Source organism: Bacillus cereus group sp. MYBK195-1, assembly GCF_051916605.1.
Lineage (GTDB): Bacteria > Bacillota > Bacilli > Bacillales > Bacillaceae_G > Bacillus_A > Bacillus_A cereus.
Window position 1 is genome coordinate 1,565,518 of the sequence record NZ_JBQAGZ010000001.1, and the last position, 22,510, is coordinate 1,588,027.

Here is a 22,510-nt window from a genome sequence, read left to right on the forward strand (position 1 = left end):
AGTCTTTTTTCAAAATAGATTCTTTTTCTTTTTCTTGCAAAAAATTCAATTGTTTCTTAAGGTAAGGATGTAGAAGGATGAACAAGAGAGGGTTTAATGAAGATGATACATATTTTATTAGCTGATGATGATAAGCATATTAGAGAGTTGTTGCATTACCATTTACAAAAAGAGGGGTTTAAAGTTTTTGAAGCAGAAGATGGAAAGGTAGCGCAAGACGTTTTAGAGAAGGAAAATATTCATCTTGCGATCGTAGACATTATGATGCCGTTCGTTGATGGCTATACGTTATGTGAAGAAATCCGGAAGTATCATGATATACCGGTTATTTTATTAACGGCGAAAGATCAGTTAGTTGATAAAGAAAAAGGATTTATTTCTGGTACGGACGATTATATCGTAAAACCATTTGAACCAGCTGAAGTGATTTTCCGTATGAAAGCTTTATTACGACGTTATCAAATGCTGAGTGCAGATATTATTACGTTGCACGGAACGACAATTGATCGAAAAGGTGTAGAAGTAAAGTGTAACGGTCAAACAATTTTGCTTCCTTTAAAGGAATTTGAGTTATTATCACAACTTGCTAGTTATCCTGGAAGAACATTTTCAAGAGAAGAGCTAATTGAATTAGTATGGGGAATGGATTTTGAAGGAGATGAACGAACAGTTGATGTTCATGTGAAAAGGCTGCGAGATCGTTTCTCAAAACGAACGGATGATTTTCAAATTACGACAGTGCGCGGCCTCGGGTATAAGTTGGAGTTGAACTAAGATGAAATCACTATATTCTAGATTTGTATTTATGACGGTCGGCATTATGCTACTTAGTAGTATTATCGGCTTTTTATTAACGAACGTATATTATCAAGTGAAATTAAAACCGTATAACAGTGAAAAGATTTTAAAGTATGCTGAAGAAGTTAAATCGTTATATGAAAAGCAAAGTGAAGAAAATCAAGAGGCGTACTTACATTCTATCGCAAAGTTAGGGTATGAAATTTATATTGTCGATGATCAAAAGAATGGAAAGCGTATCGGTAATGCGTTTCGTAAGACGTCTATTAGCGATGCTACTGTTCATAAAGTATTGCAAGGAGAAACGTTTAATGGTGTTTCTACATATCCAACGCGTCTCTTTATTACAGGGTTTTTCGATAATGAATTAATTAATAGCGTCGGTGTCCCAGTACAACACGGTGATAAACAGTACGCTTTATTCATTCGCCCTGACGTTCAACAACAATTCGGCGAGATGAGAATTTTTCTAGCGGTATTACTAGGGTTTATCGTACTATTAAGTATTATTTTTATAGCGATTGCAGCAGGTTATATCGTTCGCCCAATCCGTAAATTTACGAAGGCTACGCAAAAAATTGCGAGTGGGGAATATGAAATTGAATTAGATGTAAAACGAAAAGATGAAATAGGAACGTTATCTACAAGCTTCCAAAAGATGACGAAAAGTATAAAAGAACTAGATGAAATGAGACAAGAATTCGTTTCGAACGTTTCACATGAATTTCAGTCGCCGCTTTCTTCCATACAAGGTTTTTCAAAGACGTTGCAAACAGAAAAGATGAGTGAGGAAGAAAGAAATCATTACTTACAAATTATTGAGGGTGAAAGTAAGCGAATGTCTAGTTTATGTAAACAGTTACTTACGCTCGCTTCATTAGATAAAGAGGAAAAGGTTCTACAAATAAGAGAATTCAATCTGCAGAAGCAAATTAAAGACGTCATTTTTATGCTTGAGTGGAAATGGCGGGAAAAAGATATCGCCGTTGAATTTAATGTGCCAGATATCACTATAAAAGGTGATGAAAACTTACTTCACCAAGTATGGAGTAACATTTTCACGAATAGCATTAAGTTTTCAAACGATGGTGGAACGATTGAGTTTTTCGTCGAAGAGTTAGAGTCTAGTGTCATTATTTCTATATCAGACAACGGAATCGGTATGGAAAAAGAAGAAATGGATCGTATTTTTGACCGTTTTTACAAAGTAGATACAGCAAGGACGAGAAACGTAGAAGGTAGCGGTTTAGGGTTGTCGATTGTGCAGAAGATTGTTGAACTGCATCATGGAAACGTTTCGGTGTATAGTACGAAGGGGGAAGGAACGACCGTTCGGGTGGAGCTTCCGAAATAGATGGAAAGAAAGAGGCTGTTTCGGAACTGCCTCTTTTTTGTCGTTTTATGTCGGCAAGTCGATATAATCGGAAAATCGCTGATATAATTTGAGCTGCGCCGATATAATTCTATTTGCGCTGATATATTTGAAAAATCGCTGATATAAATTTCATGTACTGTATTTCTGCTATAAAGCCACACCTTTCCCGCGCTCAAAAAGTATCAGATGTAATTTAATTTCCCCTCTGTAATCTTCTGTTCATATTCCGTTCATATTTCTTTTTTATGATAAGTGCATAGAAAGAAAGAGGAAGGAGCGAGCGAAATGTTTTTAGCTCTGCGTGAATTGAAACAATCAAAATTAAGATACGGATTAATCGGACTGATTATGGTGTTATTATCATTTTTAGTTCTTGTTATTTCAGGATTAGCAAATGGACTATCATATGATAATGCTTCATCGATTCAAAATATGGAGGCAAATAAGTTCGTTTTAGCAGATGATGCAGAAAATAAATTACTTCGTTCACAAATTAAGAAAGACGATGTAGATAACGTAGTAAATCAAGTAGGCGAGAAAGAAGCCGTTCCGTTTCGTGTGAAAGTTTCAACATATGAAAAGAAAGATAGTTCGAAAAAAGTGGATGTCGCTATTTTCTCAAGTGAACGTGATTCATTTTTAGAACCCAAAATTGTAAAAGGTGAGAAATTAGGTACAGCAAATAACGAAATGGTTGCTGACGAATCAATTAAAGAAAAAGGAATTGATATTGGAGATACAATTATTGATCCTGTTTCAAAGAAAGAATTTACAATCGTTGGATTTACGAAAGATCAAATGTTTAGCCATACACCAGTTGTGTATGTAAATGAAGACGTATGGGGATCTATTTCACAACCAAATCAAAAAGATTATAGTGCAATTGCGCTGAATACAGATAAAGAAATCAAAAATGCACATGTTATCGACAAAAAAGAAGTACTGCAAAGTATTCCAGGATTTAAAGAAGAGCAAGGAACATTGACGATGATCATTGCATTCTTACTTGTTATCGCTGCGTTATTAATCGGTGTATTCTTCTACGTTATTACACTGCAAAAAACACAGCAATTAGGCGTATTAAAAGCAATTGGTACGAAGAACTCTTATTTAGCAAATAGCTTAGTCGTACAGGCGTTATTCTTATCAGTCGTTGCGATGGTAATAAGTATTGTTCTTGTACAAGGGTTAGAACAAATTTTACCAGCTGGTATGCCATTCTTATTAACAACACCGATGATTGCACAATATGCGGCAATCTTTATCGTTATTAGTATTTTAGGAACACTTATTTCGTTATATCAAGTATTAAAAGTTGATGCATTAGAAGCAATTGGAGGCGGGATGTAATGACTTCATTATTAAAATTAGACAAAGTAAGTAAAGTGTACGGAGAAGGAAATACGGAAGTAACAGCCCTTCATCCGATGTCGCTTGATGTGAAAGCTGGAGAGTTTATCGGAATCGTTGGTCCTTCTGGATCAGGGAAAAGTACATTATTATCAATCGCTGGTGCTTTATTATCACCGTCAAAAGGGGATATTTACATTCGCGAGCAAAATATTACGAAGCTATCAGAAAAGGAAATGACAGACATTCGTTTGAAAAAAATCGGCTTCATTTTCCAGTTTGCAAACCTTGTTCCATATTTAAATGTGAAAGAACAGTTACTTTACATTGCAAAGCTAAAAAAAGAAAGTAAACAAGAATCCGGAAAGCGTGCAGATCATTTATTAGCGGCATTTGGATTAGGAGAAAGAAAGAATCATTATCCAAATCAACTATCTGGCGGGGAAAAACAAAGGGTAGCAATCGCTCGTGCGTTCATGAACAACCCAGATTTAATATTAGCGGATGAGCCAACGGCAAGCTTAGACTCAAAACGCGCACGTGAAGTTGTTGAAATGATGAAACGCGAAGTGAAAGAGAGCCAAAAAGCAGCAATTATGATTACACATGATGAAAGAATGCTTGATGTATGTGATCGTATATTGACGCTTCGAGATGGACAGTTAATATAAAAAAAGGAAAACCGTACATGTATGTGCGGTTTTCCTTTTTTTATGGACTTATTTAGAGAATAACGTTTTAATTTTATTACGAGTAAGTAATAAAACACCGCCTAATACAGATAGCATTCCTAGAGCCATATTGTTTGATTGCTCGCTACCAGCGTTAGGAAGTTCTTTAGCGTTATTGTTTTTAGTACCATTATCTGCTTGCGTTTGTTTAGACTGTGATACTTCATTAATCTTGTTATCAACATTTTGCTTCGTTGTATGTAACTCAGCTAATTTGTCGTCAATTTTTTTCTCAGTATGCTTAAAGTCGTTGATTTTAATATCTAAGTCTTGTTTTTTCTTTGATAAATCATCTGAAACAGTTTGTTTCGATTGTTTAATTTCGTTAATTTTATTAATTAAATCTTGTCTAGCTTCTTGTAAAACAGCTAGTTTGTTTTTTACATCTTGTTTAGCTAATTCTAAGTTAGCGGAAAGACTGTCTAAATTGCCTTTAATTTTCTTAAGTTCCTCTAACGTGTTACCGGTATTCGGCTTGTTTTCTTTTAGTTCAGCGAGTTTGTCCTCAGCAGTTTGTTTCGCTTTTTTTAACTCAGCTAATTTTTCATCTACTTGTTTTTTAACTTCCTTAAGTTCATTAACCTTTTGATCAATGTTCTCTTTATGTTGCTTCATTTCATTCACTTTTTCATCGACAGTTTGTTTATGTTCTTTAATCTCATTCACTTTGTTATCGATATTTTGCTTATGTTCTTTTACTTCAGCAACTTTATCTTCTACTTGTTTTTTATGCTCTTTAATTTCAGCGATTTTATCTTCTGCGATTTGTTTGTCTTGCTGAAGTTTTGCATCTAGTTCTTGTTTATGTTGTTTAATCTCGTTAATTTTTTCATCAGCAACTTGTTTACGTTCATGTAGTTCATTTACCTTCGTATCAACATTTTCCTTAACCTTGTTAAGTTCATTCAATGTTTGATCCACGTTTTCTTTGTGTTGCTGTAATTTCGCATCTAACTCTTGTTTATGTTGCTTAATTTCAGCTAATCGATCTCCCGTACTTTGCTGAGGAGTAGCATCATTTACTTCCGCATGAGCAGGGTTCGCGCCAGCAATCATTGCTAAAGCTAGTGTAGACGCAGCAATTGTTTGTTTTGTTTTCATATTTTTGTACCTCTTTTCTTTCATATGCATGAACTGTTTTGTGTAAAAATGAGCATATAGAAGTAGATTCTTCCATCATTATATACCATCTGCGCCGTCTAGAGGAAGTATTTGCATAATAATCTATGATTATGTAATTTTTATAATCTCTTATTTTGGAGTAGGGGATAAATCTTTAGCTAGATGAACAATTTCTTCAATAGTAAAGCTTATATCTTTATTATTGCGAATAACAAACAAATAATCAGCCTCATTTTCTATAGGATCTACCACATCATCGTGAAGTGATTCAGTTTATTGTCGATCAAATACTTCTTTGAAACTAGAATATCCACCTCTAAAAATATTGGTACTTCGCGTGCTTCGAGCCACTCTTTCGTAAAGTACATCATCTGGAATGTCAAAATGAACGAGTATGCGTACATATTCATTCTGTGGAAATAATTCGTTTAGTAAATATAACCTTCCATTTTTACTGCGATTGGAGTTACTAATAATAAGGTGTAAATTTGAATGTTCTTTCGCATAATCAACAATGAATTTTGAAAGACCGTGCTTAAATGTATTAGGGCCTTTAGCCGGCTGTAATTTTTCGTAATGCGTGTTAATAAATTCAGCTTGATTATCTTGATCCATAACGAAAGAGTGGGGTAACTCTTTTTCTAATGCTCTTGCAAATGTAGTTTTTCCACTGTGTGTTTTTCCAACTGTAATGATGACTAATCTTTTCATGACGCCCTCCATTTGTATTGTTATGAACTGGAATATTCGGTGTAGATCGAAATCTTCCTGCTAGAGATTACACAAATTGTTGAGCGTTAGTAGGCTGAAAACTTTACAAAAAAACTTATTTATGCTATAATTTACCAATATAAAAATAAAGTGTATAATAGGGTTCTCCTGGCCAGGGGAACCCTATTTTTGTTGTAAAAATGAAGGAGAGTGTATGTACGTGAAACAAGGTGAAGCAAGTGTAACGTCGTTAGTATCAGCTTTCAGCAGGGCATATCATAGTGAATTTGATAATCCGAAGGTCTTTGATGATTATATCGCTAAAGAATTCATATCGCCAAAAGAACGTAACAATATTGAAACGAACATGGTTCAAGGGATTCACTTTTTCAATACAGACATTGCAGAGCAGTTTCAAGACAATCCAAAAGAAATATTAAAATGGATTACACAAGTTCAGTTATCACCAACACCTTTAGCACGTGCCGCATATTGTGAAAGAGTATTACTACATGAAATTACATTAGGAGCGAAACAATACGTCATACTCGGTGCAGGCTTAGATACGTTCAGTTTTAGAAACCGAGAGTTAGAGAATAAAATAGAAATATTTGAAGTGGATCATCCTTCTACGCAGGCGTTTAAGAAGGAAAGAATAAAAGAAGTAGAACTTGAAGTTCCAAATAACCTTCATTTTGTTTCGATGGATTTCACGAAAGGATTTTTCTATGAGCAGTTACGAAATGAAGGATTTGAAAATAAAAAGACGTTCTTTAGTCTATTAGGTGTAACGTACTATTTAACGAAAGAGGAACTTTCTAGTTTAATAGAATGTTTATTTGAGGTGGTTCCGGCAGGAAGTTCTATCGTTTTCGATTATCCCGATGAAAACTTGTTTACGGAAAAGGGACTGTCCAATCGAGTTGAAAATATGGTAAAAATGGCTGCGGTAGGCGGAGAACCGATGAAATCATGTTTTTCTTATGCCGAAATGGAAGCATTGTTAGAGAAGGCGGGTTTACTCATTTATGAACATTTATCGCCAGAAGATATAAATACATTATATTTTGAAGGACGAAACGATTATTTAGAAGCTTTTGAGACAGTGCATTATGTGCATGCGGTGAAAAGGTAGGAAATTAGTAGGCATGGGGAGGAATCTCTGTGTCTTTTTTTATAAAAAAGGAAATGAGCTGTAGTGGTGGAAAATATAATTATAAATATGTATAAATTAATGTTTTGTAGAAACTAAAGGGAAGGGGAAATAGAAGATGTTGAAATTACGAGGAAAATACAATGAAGCAAAAGTATATACTACGAATGTAGAAGAAACGGCAGCAGGTCAAATTATTGATCTTTGTAACCAAGAATTCGTAAAGGATAGCAAGATTCGTATTATGCCAGATACACATGCGGGTGCAGGTTGCACGATTGGGACAACAATGACAATTCAAGATAAGATTGTTCCTAATTTAGTCGGGGTTAACTAATCGGCTCAGACTTTAAACTACTCACTCAATTGACTGGGAACCCTAACGATAAAAGGCGAGGGCAATCAGCAGCCAGTGGTTATGGTGACATAATCGAATGGTTCAGAGACTTGTACCATGTTAGCAGACTAAGGTACAGAATTATTCCTCATCCATTTTGAGTTGAAGAGGAATAATTAATACGGTGAGCCTACAGTAGAGACTGCATATCTCGATGACTGTAGAGAAGGTATAGTCCACACTTTCAGGAAACTGGGAGGTAAGTACGATATTGGTTGTGGCATGGAGGTTGTTATAATTAATAAGAAAAAAGAGGAAATCAACTTCGATTACTTAGACGAAACGATACGTAAATTTGTCCCAAGTGGTTTTCGTATTCGAGATAAGGAACATAGATTTTCAAAAATGATTGATTTTGATAGTGTAAGAGCCCCGTTTACATTGCAACGTGCTCAAAAAAGTATTGGTACACTTGGCGGGGGCAATCATTTTGTCGAACTGAATGAGGATGATGAAGGAAATGTATACATTGTTATTCATAGTGGTTCGCGTAATTTAGGGAAACAAGTAGCAGAGTATTATCAAAACTTTGCTTACGAGCAACTTATAAACGTTAAATCTATTAAAGAAGAAATGATTGAGCGTTTAACGAAAGAAGGCAGACAACAAGAAATACATGAAGCTTTACGTGAAATTAAGAAACCGGTGATTCGTAAAGAATTAGCTTATTTAGAAGGACAAGGATTTAAAGATTACATGAATGATATGAAAATTGCACAAAAATATGCGGAGTTAAATCGTAAAGCAATGATTGATGAAATCGTCACTAAAATGGATTGGAAAGTAACAGATCAATTCACTACAATCCATAACTACATCGATATGGACAATATGATTCTAAGAAAAGGTGCTATTTCAGCTCAGAAAGATGAACGAGTAATCATTCCAATCAATATGAGAGATGGTTCAATCATTGCATTTGGTAAAGGAAATCCAGATTGGAACTTTTCTGGCCCTCATGGAGCAGGGCGTATTATGAGTCGCAAGAAGGCGAAAGAAGTACTTAACTTAGAGGATTTTCAAAATACAATGACAGAGGTTTGGACTACATCTGTTGCAGAAAGTACTTTAGATGAAGCACCAATGGTATATAAGCCAATGGATGAAATTATTGAGAATACAAAAGAAACAATTGATATTAAACATATTATTAAGCCACTTTACAATTTTAAGGCTAATTAAAAGAGGAGTAACGTTTATTAAAGAAAGAGAACTTGAAAAGATAGCATATTTTGTGGCGGTTATATAACAGAGATTAAAAAGACAACATATTAAACTAAGAGATTCATCATATTCATTTACATTTATGTAATGTTAAAGACTAGAAAGCTATATTGGCGCGAATTGCTAATTGTGGAGTGTGAAAAAAGACAAAATCTCTTAAAAAACACTTAATTTTTTATTCCATTAATCTTTACAATCTCCCCCTATAATGTGAATTGGACAAGCACCTAAGAGAAAGCAGAATATGTCAGTTTGTACATTCTATTATTAGGGGGAGAATTTGTATGAAAAAGACAGTTGCTTCGTTAGCAGTTATGGCGGCATTATTACCGACATTTTCAGCACATGCGGAAGGGAAAGAGCAAGTTCGAAAATCAGCTACAACTTTTAATGTTATTAGTGACATTCAAGGTGATTTAGGAGATTTTGATCACGTATTAAAAGATATGAATAAAGTAACGCCACTTTCTAGAGCGCTTATTATGAATGGGGATATAACGCCGACTGGACAACAGTCACAATATGATGATGTAAAGCGTGTGTTAAATAAAAATAAGCATCCGGAAAATGTATGGTCTACTGTGGGGAATCATGAGTTTTATGCTGGTAAATGGACAGCGGATGGGAAACTCTCTCAAAGTACATGGCCAAATGGTGTAACGGAAGAAACACTATTTGGTCGCTACTTACAATTTAGTGGACAAGAAAAGGTATATCATAAAAAAGAATTAGATGGCTATCCACTTTTATTTTTAGGAACTGAAAAATATATGAAATACCACGATTCAAAAATGTGGGACGAAGTATATATGAGTGATGAGCAATTAGGTTGGTTAAAACAAAATTTAGAAGAGTATAGTCAAAAAGATAAAAATAAGCCAATCTTTATTTTCTCTCATCACGTTTTACCTGATACGGTATCGGGATCAAGACAATCGCCGTATTTACAAGATTATTTAAACGTGGATAAATTGTACGATATATTAAAAGACTATCCGCAAGTTGTTTTCTTCACGAGCCATACGCATTGGGATTTAAACTTACCTGACTGGGCTGGTAAAAAGAAAATTAAAGGCGGAGATGAAAAAGGTTTCACTGTTGTAAATACGGGCGGGATTGAAACAGGCTGGATGTCAGCAGGACCAAATGGAGGAGAGAAAACTGCTCCAGATGGCTATTCATTTAAACAAGGGTTACAAGTGAAAGCATATGGTAACGATGTAATTGTGACAGCTTACGATTACAAACGTGATAAGGATATAAAGAAGTTATTAATTAGTGATTCAAAAATTGCGCAGATGGCACCAAATGTAACGGCAGATGATAGTAAAAATATAATTGTCGGTGCAACTGAATATATGGAGTATTCTATAGAAGGAACGAATGAGTGGCATACGTATAGTAAAGCAAATCCTCCGAAATTTAATGGAGATAAAGTCGTATACGTACGCCATAAAGGTGAAATGAATTTAGAGCCGGGATTAACACAGTTACTTCGTTTTTCGGTAAATAAGTGATTGGAGGGAGTCTGCATTTGAATGTGTGGGCTCTTTTTATTTTGTCACTTTTTGTCGGTAAGTCGATATATTTGAGAAATCGCCGATATAAATTGAGAATCGCTGATATAAATTGAGAATCGCTGATATATTTGAAAAACCGCCGATATAAATTTCATGTACCGAATTTTAATACATTTTTAACCGAGAAAGGTGACTTCACCATTTTTACGTGTAATAATAGTAACGTTACATATATTGTGAAAGAAGTACAAAAGGAGCGTTACAATGAATTTAGCTAAATTCCCGAGAAAAAAATATACAGAATCATATACACCAATTGAAAAGTTAAACAACTTTTCTGAAGCACTTGGTGGCCCGACTATTTATTTTAAACGAGATGATTTACTTGGTTTAACAGCTGGTGGCAATAAGACGAGAAAATTAGAATTTTTAGTTGCAGATGCACAGGAAAATGGTGCAGATACGTTAATTACAGCTGGTGGTATTCAGTCAAATCATTGCCGCCTGACACTGGCAGCTGCGGTAAAAGAAAAAATGAAATGTATCCTTGTATTAGAGGAAGGGCTTGAGCCAGAAGAGAAGAGAGACTTTAACGGAAACTATTTCTTATATCACTTATTAGGTGCTGAAAATGTAATTGTTGTACCGAACGGAGCAGACCTGATGGAAGAAATGCATAAAGTAGCAAAAGAAGTAAGTGAAAAAGGGAATACACCATATGTAATTCCAGTTGGTGGATCAAACCCTACGGGCGCTATGGGATACGTTGCTTGTGCGCAAGAAATTATGGCGCAATCATTTGAGCAAGGAATTGATTTCAGTTCAGTTGTTTGTGTAAGTGGTAGCGGCGGTATGCATGCTGGGTTAATTACTGGTTTTTCTGGAACACAAAGCCATATTCCTGTAATCGGGATTAACGTAAGTAGAGGAAAAGCTGAGCAAGAAGAGAAAGTAGCAAAACTTGTAGATGAAACTTCAGCACACGTTGGTATTCCAAACTTTATCCCGCGCGACGCTGTTACGTGCTTTGATGAATATGTAGGGCCAGGCTATGCGTTACCAACGCCGGAAATGGTAGAGGCAGTTCAGTTACTTGCGAAAACAGAAGGTATTTTACTTGATCCAGTGTATACAGGTAAGGCGGTAGCGGGATTAATCGACTTAATTAGAAAAGGTAAATTTAATAAGGAAGACAATATTTTATTCGTACATTCAGGTGGTTCACCAGCTTTATATGCGAATACTTCTTTATTTGCGTAAGTGTAAAAAGCATTGGGTATCCAATGCTTTTTTGTTATATACTGGAATTATCTAGAGGTGGGAGGATGATATGAACTCAAATTTAAAATGGATCATATATATGGTACTCGGCAGTTCTATTCTATTAATCTTATTTGTGGCTTATGGGGTGTATTCTTATTTTACATTTTAAAACGTAATGGAAGTGAACCATAATGTAATGTATGTTATAGTTTGATATGTTAATTACTTACAATAATTTCTACAAGGAGAATACATAATGAGAGCAAAGAAACTAGTAACGTTAGCAGTTCCATTTATGCTGTTAGTCGGATGCGAGGTAGGAGATAAAGATTCTACTCATAAGACTGAGCAAACTAGTAAAGCAATAACGAAAACAGTAATTTCTGAACAACAGTATCCGTACTACATATGTGAGCAAGTGGTAGAGTTCCAATTTAAGAAGGATGAACTATTACTAAACTTAGGAGAATCCTTAAAGGACAAAGAAAAAGCAAAAGCTGTTTTAAAAACATCAAACGAGATAGATAAAATTTTAGACAATATGGAACACATAAAAGTACCTGATACATACAAAGACATTCACAAATCCATACAAGAAGGGGTAACAGAGGCAAGAAAAGCAACGAAGTTAATTAAGGATGCTGGTAAAGAAGATAAACAGAAGATTCAAGAAGCTACAATGAAAGGTACTGAATTTTTATCAGGTGTAGACGGAGAGCATTGGAAAAAAGCAATTTATGAGTTATCACAGGAAAACAAAGATGCTTATAGTAAGGCACTTGATAAGAAAGTAAAGGAGCACTCAAAGTAAAACGGCAACTTGTAACAATACATATCCACCTAAAATTTCCGCGAATGCTATGCTAGGAAGTTAGGTGGGAGATTACTGTCCTTAAATGTGGTTGATTAAAGCTACAGCCACATTCTCCTGTTCTAATTAACTAAAAGAAGAACTTCCCCATCCCGATTAGACTACTGATCATTCCTATTCCACTCATGGTGCCTTTTCCTGCTGTAAGTAAGTTTCCAAGCATTCCTAGCTGACCGTTACCTCCGTTATTTCCCCATCCCATTGGGGCCCACGGACCACCCCATCCTGGAGGGTTTCCAAAAACACCTGAGTTATTGGTATTGAAATGAAAAGGCTTGGCTGGCGGCGATAGTAAAGCTGCAAGATGACCTTGTGCGAACATCCCTGTATGATTGAATGGTTGTGCCCAGGGGAAGGGAGGTTTTTGAAAATTAAAACCTGCATGACTTGGTAATGGAGTCCAATTAGCAGGATGACCTTGGGGCATTATCCCTGCATAATTAATTGGCTGCCCCCAAGAGAAGAGAGGGGGGTGGGGATTGAACCCCGTATAATTGGCTGATGAATCCCAACTAACTGGATAGACTCGGTAACTCCAATTCTCAGGAATCTTCAAATCATTCATTACCTCAGATGTAGTTATTTCGGACTGTGAATATAATGAAATTTGGTTATTATATTGTTGCCCATTTCCCTGTGAATTCAAATACCAATATTGGTCCATACGCTTATTCTCCTCACTTTAAAAATGTAATGTTAGACTTAGCCTATGTAATATTCCTTTTTATGGATGGTTACATAACTAGATCTACAAGCCTGTATTTAAAGGAATGGGTGCGTGGTCTTTTTGGTTTTTCTCGCTGCCTGTAAAATTCCCATTGATTTAAAGCTTCACTTTATTTTAGAAGGGGATTTTCAGTTGCTTATTTTGTGTATTTCAGCCTAATTTAAATTCCGTTAACAAACATTTTTATAAAGGTTTAATCAACAAAAAGATTTTAAAATGGTATGTTGAGCAAGTGGAATTGCTAAAAAGAGAATATCCATTCGAAGAGTTTGGCAAAATACTGCAAGGGTAATATTTTCTTGTGCAAATATGTAAACGATTTAAACGAATCAATGAAATTTATAATGAAGGGGCAATTAAATATATGAGTGAAACATTACATAAAAGAAAACCACCATATGTAATGCTTGTAATCCTTTTTATTGGGGCATTTGTTTCATTTCTAAATAACTCCCTTTTAAATGTAGCCTTGCCATCAATAATGAAAGATTTAAACATTCAAGATTATTCAACGATCCAGTGGCTTTCTACAGGGTATATGCTTGTAAGTGGTATATTAATTCCGGCCTCAGCATTTTTAATAACGCGTTTCTCGAATAGGAGCCTATTTATTACATCTATGGTGATTTTTATTCTTGGTACTGCCTTAGCGGCTGTAGCACCTAACTTTGGTTTATTACTTACTGGTCGGATGGTTCAAGCGGCAGGCTCTTCAGTTATGGGACCTTTGTTAATGAATATTATGCTAGTAAGCTTTCCAAGAGAAAAAAGGGGAACAGCAATGGGGATTTTTGGACTAGTTATGATTACAGCTCCAGCAATTGGGCCGACACTATCAGGTTATATTGTAGAGTATTATGACTGGCGTTTGCTTTTTGAAATGATTTTACCGTTAGCAATCATTAGCTTACTGTTAGGGATTTGGAAATCTGAGAATGTCATGAAACAAAACAAAAATGCAAAACTTGATTATCTCTCATTACTATTATCTTCTGTCGGTTTTGGCGGTTTGTTATATGGATTCAGTTCTGCAAGCTCCGATGGCTGGACGAATAAAGTTGTCTTAACAACCTTAATCATAGGCGCTATTGCCCTAATTGCTTTCATTATTCGTCAATTAAAAATGGATGAGCCGTTATTGGATTTACGTGTTTACAAGTACCCAATGTTTGCACTTGCGTCTGTAATTGCAATTGTCAACGCGGTGGCCATGTTTTCGGGTATGATTTTAACACCAGCTTATGTACAAAACGTCCGTGGTATTTCGCCGCTGAGCTCTGGGCTGATGATGCTTCCAGGTGCGGTAATAATGGGGATTATGTCACCAATTACAGGTAAACTATTTGATAAATATGGTCCTCGGATTCTTGGCATAGTGGGGCTTTCCATTACAGCTGTTTCAACGTATATGTTGGCAAGTCTGCAAATTGACTCTAGTCACACACATATTATTCTTATCTACACACTGCGGATGTTTGGGATGGCGATGGTTATGATGCCACTTATGACAAATGGTCTTAATCAATTGCCAACTCGCTTAAATCCGCACGGTACAGCTGTTAATAATACAGCTCAACAAGTGTCCGGTTCGATTGGTACTGCTATTCTTGTTACGATTATGAATTCTGTAACAAAAACGAAAGCTGAAAGTTTAATGTCTCATATAGATCCAACAACCTTCACAGAAACTACGAAGGCAATAGTAACTCAGAAAGCTTTATTATCTGGAATTCAATATTCATTTTATGTAGCGCTTGGCATGAATGTTGTTGCACTACTACTAGTTTTTTTCGTTAAACGTGTAGATACAAGTGCGGAAGCTGTCGAGAAGTTAAATCGGTAGAGAAGAATAAAACCTTAGATAATGATTCCTACAAGTTTTTTGCTGCTAAGGCGCCAGTATTTAAAATGGGAAAAGAACTGAAAGAAGCAGTGACATAATTATGTAGTGAAAGAGGACCTGATGTTCATATCAGGTCCTCTTTCACTAGTAACACGGTATATTTGCTTATCGTATTGCTTTAACTAAACTACTGATTTTTCGAATACTACAATCTTAAGAGCGTCAACTTCTTTGTTTTGGGGTGTTGTAGAAGAAAATGAATCAAAATAATCGTTTTTATAAACAAATACAAGAGATGAGATCCATTTGCAATTTCTCATAAACATTACAAGTTTAGATTATCTTTTAACCTCAACATTAAAAGGCTCCAACTATATTTATTCGCTTCATTTTAATTTAGTATTTTTCTACAAGTTATAAATCTAATTGCCAAGCTTATACGTAATATCATAATCATGAATAGTTAGGGAAAAGATAAAATAAGGTAATCAATTACATATCTTTATCCCAGGCGATTAGTTGCTATTTCCTCTTTATTAAATGGGATATGTTATTTCATGCTTTTTTGAAAGGGTGTTTTAAATGGAAAAAAAAGTATCTGCCATTCCTCAGCCGAAAACATATGGACCGCTGGGTAATCTCCCATTAATCGATAAAGATAAACCGACTCTATCGTTTATTAAGCTGGCGGAAGAGTATGGTCCCATTTTTCGAATTCAAACTTTAAGTGATGCCATAATTGTCGTTTCCGGACATGAACTGGTAGCAGAAGTCTGTGACGAAACACGGTTCGATAAAAGTATAGATGGTGCTTTAGCAAAAGTTCGTGCCTTTGCTGGAGACGGATTATTTACAAGCGAGACTCACGAGCCTAACTGGAAAAAAGCTCATAATATTTTGATGCCTACATTTAGCCAACGGGCAATGAAAGATTACCATGCCATGATGGTCGATATTGCTGTACAACTCGTTCAAAAATGGGCACGGCTGAATCCGAATGAAAACGTAGATGTTCCAGAGGATATGACTCGGCTTACGTTAGATACAATTGGTCTATGTGGTTTTAATTACCGATTTAATAGCTTTTATCGTGAGACACCTCATCCTTTTATTACTAGCATGACCCGTGCTCTAGATGAGGCGATGCACCAATTGCAGCGGCTGGATATAGAAGACAAACTTATGTGGAGAACGAAACGTCAATTTCAGCATGATATCCAATCTATGTTTTCTTTAGTAGATAATATTATTGCTGAACGTAAAAGTAGTGGAGATCAGGAAGAAAATGATTTACTTTCCCGTATGTTAAATGTGCCAGATCCGGAAACTGGTGAAAAATTAGATGATGAAAACATTCGTTTCCAAATTATCACTTTTTTAATAGCTGGGCATGAGACAACAAGTGGATTGTTATCTTTTGCAATTTACTTTTTATTAAAGAATCCGGATAAATTGAAAAAAGCCTATGAAGAAGTAGACCGTGTTTTGACAGATGCTACTCCAACATACCAACAAGTTATGAAACTGAAGTATATCCGGATGATTTTAAATGAATCACTGCGTCTATGGCCTACCGCTCCAGCATTCAGTCTCTATGCAAAAGAAGATACAGTGATTGGCGGGAAATACCCAATTAAGAAAGGAGAAGATCGTATTTCTGTTCTTATTCCACAGCTACATAGGGATAAAGATGCATGGGGAGACAATGTGGAAGAATTCCAACCTGAACGATTTGAAGAGCTGGATAAGGTTCCTCATCATGCTTATAAGCCATTTGGAAATGGCCAGAGAGCATGTATCGGTATGCAATTTGCACTTCATGAAGCCACTCTTGTAATGGGAATGCTTCTTCAACATTTTGAATTAATCGATTATCAAAACTATCAGCTGGAAGTAAAACAAACATTAACGCTAAAGCCCGGCGATTTTAAGATTAGGATTCTACCCCGAAAACAAACTATTAGCCATCCTACTGTTCTTGCACCTACAGAGGACAAGCTGAAAAACGATGAAATTAAGCAGCACGTTCAGAAGACACCTTCTATTATTGGGGCCGATAATCTTTCACTTCTTGTTCTGTACGGCTCGGATACAGGTGTAGCAGAAGGTATTGCAAGAGAATTAGCGGATACAGCTAGTTTAGAAGGAGTTCAAACGGAAGTGGTAGCTCTTAACGATCGAATTGGAAGTTTGCCAAAAGAAGGAGCGGTACTTATTGTGACTTCTTCTTATAATGGAAAACCGCCAAGTAATGCAGGGCAGTTTGTGCAATGGTTGGAGGAACTAAAACCGGATGAGCTAAAAGGGGTTCAATACGCAGTTTTTGGTTGTGGAGATCATAATTGGGCTAGTACCTATCAACGGATTCCAAGATACATTGATGAGCAGATGGCTCAAAAAGGAGCAACAAGATTTTCTAAACGCGGAGAAGCAGATGCAAGTGGTGATTTCGAGGAACAGCTCGAGCAATGGAAACAAAGTATGTGGTCTGATGCAATGAAGGCATTTGGATTGGAGCTCAACAAAAATATGGAAAAAGAGCGCAGTACTTTGAGTTTGCAATTTGTCAGTCGTCTTGGAGGATCTCCTCTTGCACGAACATATGAAGCAGTTTATGCATCTATACTAGAAAATCGTGAACTCCAATCATCCAGTAGTGATAGAAGTACACGACATATCGAGGTATCCTTGCCAGAAGGCGCTACATATAAAGAAGGAGACCACCTTGGAGTGCTGCCAGTTAATAGCGAGAAAAATATCAACCGAATTTTAAAACGTTTTGGATTAAATGGGAAGGATCAAGTTATACTGAGTGCAAGTGGACGAAGTATAAATCACATACCTTTAGACAGTCCTGTTAGTTTATTGGACCTTCTTAGTTATAGTGTCGAAGTTCAAGAAGCAGCCACTCGTGCACAAATACGAGAAATGGTAACATTCACAGCATGTCCTCCTCATAAAAAAGAATTGGAAGCATTATTAGAAGAAGGAGTTTACCATGAACAAATATTAAAGAAACGGATTTCAATGTTGGACCTTCTTGAAAAGTATGAGGCTTGTGAAATCCGATTTGAACGCTTTTTAGAACTTCTTCCTGCGCTCAAACCGCGTTACTATTCTATTTCAAGCTCTCCACTCGTTGCACAGAATCGTCTGAGCATTACGGTCGGTGTTGTTAATGCGCCTGCATGGAGTGGGGAAGGGACATATGAAGGAGTCGCTTCTAATTACTTAGCTCAGCGTCATAATAAAGATGAGATTATCTGTTTCATTCGAACGCCACAATCAAACTTTGAATTACCTAAAGATCCAGAAACACCAATTATTATGGTTGGTCCAGGTACTGGAATTGCACCATTCCGTGGATTCTTGCAAGCGCGTCGTGTTCAAAAGCAAAAAGGTATTAACTTAGGACAAGCACATCTATATTTTGGTTGTCGTCATCCTGAAAAAGATTATCTTTATCGTACAGAACTAGAAAATGATGAAAGAGATGGATTAATCTCTTTACACACAGCTTTTTCTCGTCTAGAGGGACATCCAAAAACATATGTACAGCATTTAATAAAACAAGATAGAATCAATTTAATTTCGTTATTAGATAATGGAGCTCATCTTTATATATGTGGTGATGGAAGTAAAATGGCTCCGGATGTAGAAGATACCCTTTGTCAAGCATATCAAGAAATTCATGAAGTCAGTGAACAAGAAGCAAGAAATTGGTTGGATCGTGTGCAAGATGAAGGGCGATATGGAAAAGATGTTTGGGCTGGTATATGACTGTTTCTTAATTAGATACATATTAACTAATGAACTTCTTTCGAATAAATTTCACTTTATTAGTATAGTGTATTTAGATGAATAGTGATTAACCGGACTATTTAGTATCTACTAAATAAAAAAACAGGACCTGATATGCATCTATCGGGTCCTGTTTCACATAGACATTATACATCGATATTTTCCACGCATTATTAATGTTTGTAATGTAGTTAGCCTTTTGAGTCAGCTATAAAATCAGATATTATTTTTTCAATATCGAAAGGAGTAATCCCTTTATCCAAAGAAAAAATGCTTTCTGCTTCTTTGATGTCTTGAACGAGTTCACCTCTAGCTTCAATATGTAATCGGAACAAGTCATATAAATTCGGTTTAACTAAATTAGTTAAAGCCTTTCCGACTAGTATCATACCTTTTTGATTAGCCTCGATGGTATTATCATAAGTTAGATCTCTTGTAAGAGACAAATCTGTCCAAATCAATTTTCGTTCCTTTAAGTCTAAAATAACTGGAATAGAGATTTGGGTGTCGGCAGTAATATCCACTTTATCTTGAACAGTAGAAGGTTCAAATATTTCACCTGAACCAGGATATTGACGAACCATCCAACCAGTAAAGCATTCTGGTAAATCTTTATACGGTTGGTCTGTGTAAGAAAGCAAAGTCATGACTACATAGCGTGCACCATATTTCAGCACAGACGGAATATCGAAATCAATGAATTCAGATGCCCCCTTTGGTGCAGAAGTAATATCTCCGCTATGGTAGGCTTTGAAATTTTTTGAACGTAAGTTCGTGAAGGATACATGTTCTTTGTATTGCCAATCTTCGTCGTACATTGCAGCAGATAAATCAATGTCAACACGTCCTGTATGTTGTCCATTCACATAGCCTTCTTTCCACCATAGGAAAAAACGAATCGTATCTCCTTCTGGCAAATCTACTTTACTTCCTCGAGATAATGTGCGAAGCGCTTTGCTGGCTGAACGTTGAGAGAAGGGAACTAAGTGATTTTTTAACTGTTCATCCAAAAATACTTTTCCGAGACTTGGAAGTTCTGCGAAGCGATTTTTTAAAGTATCTTCACACATTTTTACAATCATTAAACAAATATCCTCTGAGATAAATGGAAGTGTATTTTCAATACCTATAGCTTTTGCTACATTTCCCTTTGGAAAAAAGGTGCGAAATTCATTTTTATCATTTCGATGCTTAAAATGAGCTGTGAGTTGAAGTAATACAGGAGTAGAAACGTTTCCTATTATACTTAGAAAATCTTCGAGAATATTGAAAACATCTGTTGACTTATCACTACATAAACGGATTAAATGATCCAAGCGTCTGGCAAATTCCCCCGGGCGAGTTTTTAAAAGATTTTTTGCTGTCATGATATCACGATTCAACAAAGCTGCTTCTATTTTTCCATTAAATGTTTCAACTTTAATGTTGTTGCGAAGAATCTCAAATGCTCGGTGAGTTTTTGGGAAACGAGTATGATATTCTGCTGGATGAAGAATTTCACCTAAACGAATCCAACGTTTTTTGTATCGAAGCATATCTTCGGTAATGTTTTCGCATTGCTCTAACAATCCTAAAAGGAAGCGTCTTTCTGCTCGGTTAAACTTCTTGAATCGGACGGAGGATGCTAAACTTACATCCCCTTCAGATAAAGCAACTGCAAGGCGAAGAACATCAGTTGCTGTTTTAAAATACTTTGCAGCAGCATCGGCTGATATTTTTCTGTTTATTAATAAAACCCCAATTATAAAAGACATATTTTCCTTATGAGGAATTACATTAGGTAGAAAACAGGAAACATCTTCAGTGTGTGTAATAGCCCATTCTACATCCGTCTTATCAGTTGAGGAAATAGAGCTGTTTGCACTAATCAATTGAGAAATCATTTGATTGAAATCTTCTTCACTTCCTAAGTCAATAACTTTCAAATCAACTCTATCTAAAAGAGGGAGTCGTTCTTCTACTTTTGATACAGGTAGGCGCAACGTCACATAATGAATAATGGCATTAATGTATAAATCAGCGTCACTTAAATCCATCATTTGTTGCGGAAAGTTTGGATACATAGGAGTAAACTGAATATGTGCTCCAACCATTTCTTTTAAATGTTTTACCAACTCTTTGTAAAACGATGTGAATGCATCAACCGAAAGTGTTTGCAACTCTTCTATTAAAGGCTCGGAAAAAGTAAATCCTAAACTTTCCAAGTTTTTTAAAACAGTGGCTAAATAAATGTTCGGTAGTTTATTTTCTTCTCTTTTTATAATTACTTTTAAACTTCTTCTTATGTAAATAGAATTTTTCATGAGAACGCCAGCTATTCACGCCTTATAAAAGAGGGGAATAGTCTGACTGTCCTCCTTTCAGTGGTAGATTTTTATTTTTATATGTATAAACACACTAATTGTAGAAAAATGTACAGAGGGTACATAGCTATTTTTTAGTGGAAAATTAGGGATATAACATTTAGTTGTTAAGTGGTAATTTGTTAATTAAGAAAAGAAAACCTCTACATCAATGGTTGATAAACTAAAGTTTATTCAATCCCAAAGAAGAAAGAGGTTTTATAGTCTAATTATTTTTCATAGGGAATTGACAACTCTAAAACAATTTGAAATTTCTACAAAGAAGGAAGAATTGTCATAGCCTATGTGTTTAGCAGGAAAGTAACATCCCTATTTCGCCAAAGAAGTTAGAAGGAAGGAACGTCATAGCCTGCTTTATTAGTATATTCTCTTGCGAAGAGCAATTCAAGTATACTGTCTGATTTTTTATTTTTTTCTTAAAGGGGAATTTTCATGATTATCCCGCATAAACGGGCAGCCAGATTGGTGAGGGTGATGAAAGTTTCACTTTATAAATAGGGAGACCATCACATGCCCTTTTTATAATACTATTACGGGAGGATTTTTATTTTTGATATATTATACCATTTATTTAATGGTATAATATGGTGTGCGTTCTGTGGAATGGAGTTGAATGAGTATTATAAATACAAAAGGTGAAATTAAAAAAACAAAAAGAAAAGTATTACTAACTATACTTACTATGTTAGTAATTATAATTGGATTTGGATATTGGAAACTTTTTAGTTTGCAAGGTGTTCCAAAAGGGGAATTCATTCGAACAGTGAAATCTCCAGATGGAAAATATCTCATCAAGACTTATTTTCATAATGCAGGATCATTAAGTGCGGATGCTGTTAGGGGTGAATTAGTTAACCTTGATACAGATTCAGAGAAAAATATATATTGGAACTATCCAGATACAGATCCATATATTGAATGGGTAAATAAGAATATTGTTAGAATTGGAGATCAAACTTTAGATGTTTCACAGAAAGAAACCTATGATTGGCGTGATGACGATAAGCACGTTAAAGAAATGCCTAAACAGTTTATTAGATAAAATAAGAAAAATTAAATTTATTTAATCTTATTCGTTTAACTATAGATAGGATTATATGAGTGAAAAAGTCCATTTAGATTTTCTAAATGGACTTTTTTAGATTTCTAGATACGACTACTGATAAAAATGGAACAAACTTGTTATTTAGGTTGTCTATTAAGTATACGTATAAAACAGGGGTTCATGATAGTTCACTCATTTTATGAAAAGTGAGATGCA

Annotated in this window: 16 protein-coding genes and 1 pseudogene; 13 read left to right on the top strand and 4 right to left on the bottom strand. The window is 35.5% G+C overall.

The window, feature by feature from the left end; all coding sequences use genetic code 11:
- Positions 1-96 precede the first annotated feature (96 nt).
- The 4 genes from ACTFRY_RS08235 to ACTFRY_RS08250 all read left to right on the top strand — a co-directional run bounded on the left by ACTFRY_RS08235 (position 97) and on the right by ACTFRY_RS08250 (position 4,194).
- Positions 97-774, top strand: coding sequence for a response regulator transcription factor (locus tag ACTFRY_RS08235; protein WP_000781962.1), 678 nt, complete (start codon positions 97-99; stop codon positions 772-774).
- 1 nt (position 775) lies between these two features.
- Positions 776-2,152, top strand: coding sequence for a sensor histidine kinase (locus tag ACTFRY_RS08240; RefSeq protein WP_016118249.1), 1,377 nt, complete (start codon positions 776-778; stop codon positions 2,150-2,152).
- Between the two features lie 306 nt (positions 2,153-2,458).
- Positions 2,459-3,523: an ABC transporter permease gene (locus ACTFRY_RS08245; protein ID WP_000477762.1), complete on the top strand. Its 1,065-nt coding sequence runs from the start codon at positions 2,459-2,461 to the stop codon at positions 3,521-3,523.
- Positions 3,523-4,194, top strand: coding sequence for an ABC transporter ATP-binding protein (locus ACTFRY_RS08250; protein WP_000202607.1), 672 nt, complete (start codon positions 3,523-3,525; stop codon positions 4,192-4,194). The genes ACTFRY_RS08245 and ACTFRY_RS08250 overlap by 1 nt, the downstream gene beginning before the upstream one ends.
- Positions 4,195-4,242: 48 nt before the next feature.
- Here ACTFRY_RS08250 and ACTFRY_RS08255 read toward each other — a convergent pair whose 3' ends face one another.
- Both ACTFRY_RS08255 and ACTFRY_RS08260 read right to left on the bottom strand, forming a co-directional pair.
- Entirely contained in the window at positions 4,243-5,355 is a 1,113-nt protein-coding gene (locus tag ACTFRY_RS08255) for an LPXTG cell wall anchor domain-containing protein (protein ID WP_016118247.1), read from the bottom strand.
- A 150-nt stretch (positions 5,356-5,505) separates the two neighbouring features.
- Positions 5,506-6,087: pseudogene (locus ACTFRY_RS08260) on the bottom strand (ATP-binding protein).
- Positions 6,088-6,301: 214 nt separating this feature from the next.
- Here ACTFRY_RS08260 and ACTFRY_RS08265 point away from each other — a divergent pair.
- From ACTFRY_RS08265 to ACTFRY_RS08290, 6 genes are all read left to right on the top strand, one after another.
- On the top strand, positions 6,302-7,222 hold the full coding sequence (locus ACTFRY_RS08265) for a class I SAM-dependent methyltransferase (RefSeq protein ID WP_098616823.1): 921 nt from the start codon (positions 6,302-6,304) through the stop codon (positions 7,220-7,222).
- 136 nt (positions 7,223-7,358) lie between these two features.
- Positions 7,359-7,577, top strand: a complete 219-nt coding sequence (locus ACTFRY_RS08270) for an RtcB family protein (RefSeq protein WP_000916247.1) — start codon at positions 7,359-7,361, stop codon at positions 7,575-7,577.
- Between the two features lie 282 nt (positions 7,578-7,859).
- Complete coding sequence (locus tag ACTFRY_RS08275) at positions 7,860-8,819, top strand: RNA-splicing ligase RtcB (protein WP_016118245.1); 960 nt, start codon at positions 7,860-7,862, stop codon at positions 8,817-8,819.
- 326 nt (positions 8,820-9,145) lie between these two features.
- A complete protein-coding gene (locus ACTFRY_RS08280; RefSeq protein WP_016118244.1) occupies positions 9,146-10,378 on the top strand; it encodes a DUF4073 domain-containing protein in 1,233 nt (410 codons plus the stop codon).
- Positions 10,379-10,645: 267 nt separating this feature from the next.
- Positions 10,646-11,641: a D-cysteine desulfhydrase gene (locus ACTFRY_RS08285; protein WP_001046613.1), complete on the top strand. Its 996-nt coding sequence runs from the start codon at positions 10,646-10,648 to the stop codon at positions 11,639-11,641.
- 259 nt (positions 11,642-11,900) lie between these two features.
- A complete protein-coding gene (locus tag ACTFRY_RS08290) occupies positions 11,901-12,455 on the top strand; it encodes a hypothetical protein (RefSeq protein ID WP_001201801.1) in 555 nt (184 codons plus the stop codon).
- Positions 12,456-12,585: 130 nt separating this feature from the next.
- Here the strand turns inward: ACTFRY_RS08290 and ACTFRY_RS08295 are convergent, their stop codons facing one another.
- Positions 12,586-13,179, bottom strand: coding sequence for a hypothetical protein (locus ACTFRY_RS08295; RefSeq protein ID WP_000373143.1), 594 nt, complete (start codon positions 13,177-13,179; stop codon positions 12,586-12,588).
- Positions 13,180-13,606: 427 nt separating this feature from the next.
- Between ACTFRY_RS08295 and ACTFRY_RS08300 the strand changes: the two genes are divergently transcribed.
- Positions 13,607-15,085, top strand: a complete 1,479-nt coding sequence (locus ACTFRY_RS08300; RefSeq protein ID WP_000005138.1) for a DHA2 family efflux MFS transporter permease subunit — start codon at positions 13,607-13,609, stop codon at positions 15,083-15,085.
- A gap of 582 nt (positions 15,086-15,667) precedes the next feature.
- Positions 15,668-18,865 (top strand): bifunctional P-450/NADPH--P450 reductase, encoded by a 3,198-nt coding sequence (gene cypD / locus ACTFRY_RS08305; RefSeq protein ID WP_016118240.1) that lies wholly within the window; start codon positions 15,668-15,670, stop codon positions 18,863-18,865.
- 212 nt (positions 18,866-19,077) lie between these two features.
- Here cypD and ACTFRY_RS08310 read toward each other — a convergent pair whose 3' ends face one another.
- Complete coding sequence (locus ACTFRY_RS08310; RefSeq protein WP_141541481.1) at positions 19,078-21,189, bottom strand: TerD family protein; 2,112 nt, start codon at positions 21,187-21,189, stop codon at positions 19,078-19,080.
- 673 nt (positions 21,190-21,862) lie between these two features.
- On the opposite strand from ACTFRY_RS08310, the gene ACTFRY_RS08315 reads away from it, so the two are divergent.
- Positions 21,863-22,291, top strand: coding sequence for a DUF5412 domain-containing protein (locus ACTFRY_RS08315; protein ID WP_000022538.1), 429 nt, complete (start codon positions 21,863-21,865; stop codon positions 22,289-22,291).
- Positions 22,292-22,510 lie beyond the last annotated feature (219 nt).

Bases quoted from the DNA above. Each gene is read 5' to 3' on its own strand.
- ACTFRY_RS08240 (WP_016118249.1), top strand. From the start codon at position 776: ATGAAATCACTATATTCTAGATTTGTATTTATGACGGTCGGCATTATG.
- ACTFRY_RS08265 (WP_098616823.1), top strand. From the start codon at position 6,302: ATGTACGTGAAACAAGGTGAAGCAAGTGTAACGTCGTTAGTATCAGCT.
- ACTFRY_RS08290 (WP_001201801.1), top strand. From the start codon at position 11,901: ATGAGAGCAAAGAAACTAGTAACGTTAGCAGTTCCATTTATGCTGTTA.
- ACTFRY_RS08310 (WP_141541481.1), bottom strand. From the start codon at position 21,189: ATGAAAAATTCTATTTACATAAGAAGAAGTTTAAAAGTAATTATAAAA.
- ACTFRY_RS08285 (WP_001046613.1), top strand. From the start codon at position 10,646: ATGAATTTAGCTAAATTCCCGAGAAAAAAATATACAGAATCATATACA.
- ACTFRY_RS08300 (WP_000005138.1), top strand. From the start codon at position 13,607: ATGAGTGAAACATTACATAAAAGAAAACCACCATATGTAATGCTTGTA.
- ACTFRY_RS08295 (WP_000373143.1), bottom strand. From the start codon at position 13,179: ATGGACCAATATTGGTATTTGAATTCACAGGGAAATGGGCAACAATAT.
- ACTFRY_RS08280 (WP_016118244.1), top strand. From the start codon at position 9,146: ATGAAAAAGACAGTTGCTTCGTTAGCAGTTATGGCGGCATTATTACCG.
- ACTFRY_RS08235 (WP_000781962.1), top strand. From the start codon at position 97: ATGAAGATGATACATATTTTATTAGCTGATGATGATAAGCATATTAGA.
- ACTFRY_RS08250 (WP_000202607.1), top strand. From the start codon at position 3,523: ATGACTTCATTATTAAAATTAGACAAAGTAAGTAAAGTGTACGGAGAA.
- ACTFRY_RS08245 (WP_000477762.1), top strand. From the start codon at position 2,459: ATGTTTTTAGCTCTGCGTGAATTGAAACAATCAAAATTAAGATACGGA.
- ACTFRY_RS08255 (WP_016118247.1), bottom strand. From the start codon at position 5,355: ATGAAAACAAAACAAACAATTGCTGCGTCTACACTAGCTTTAGCAATG.
- ACTFRY_RS08275 (WP_016118245.1), top strand. From the start codon at position 7,860: ATGGAGGTTGTTATAATTAATAAGAAAAAAGAGGAAATCAACTTCGAT.
- cypD (WP_016118240.1), top strand. From the start codon at position 15,668: ATGGAAAAAAAAGTATCTGCCATTCCTCAGCCGAAAACATATGGACCG.
- ACTFRY_RS08315 (WP_000022538.1), top strand. From the start codon at position 21,863: ATGAGTATTATAAATACAAAAGGTGAAATTAAAAAAACAAAAAGAAAA.
- ACTFRY_RS08270 (WP_000916247.1), top strand. From the start codon at position 7,359: ATGTTGAAATTACGAGGAAAATACAATGAAGCAAAAGTATATACTACG.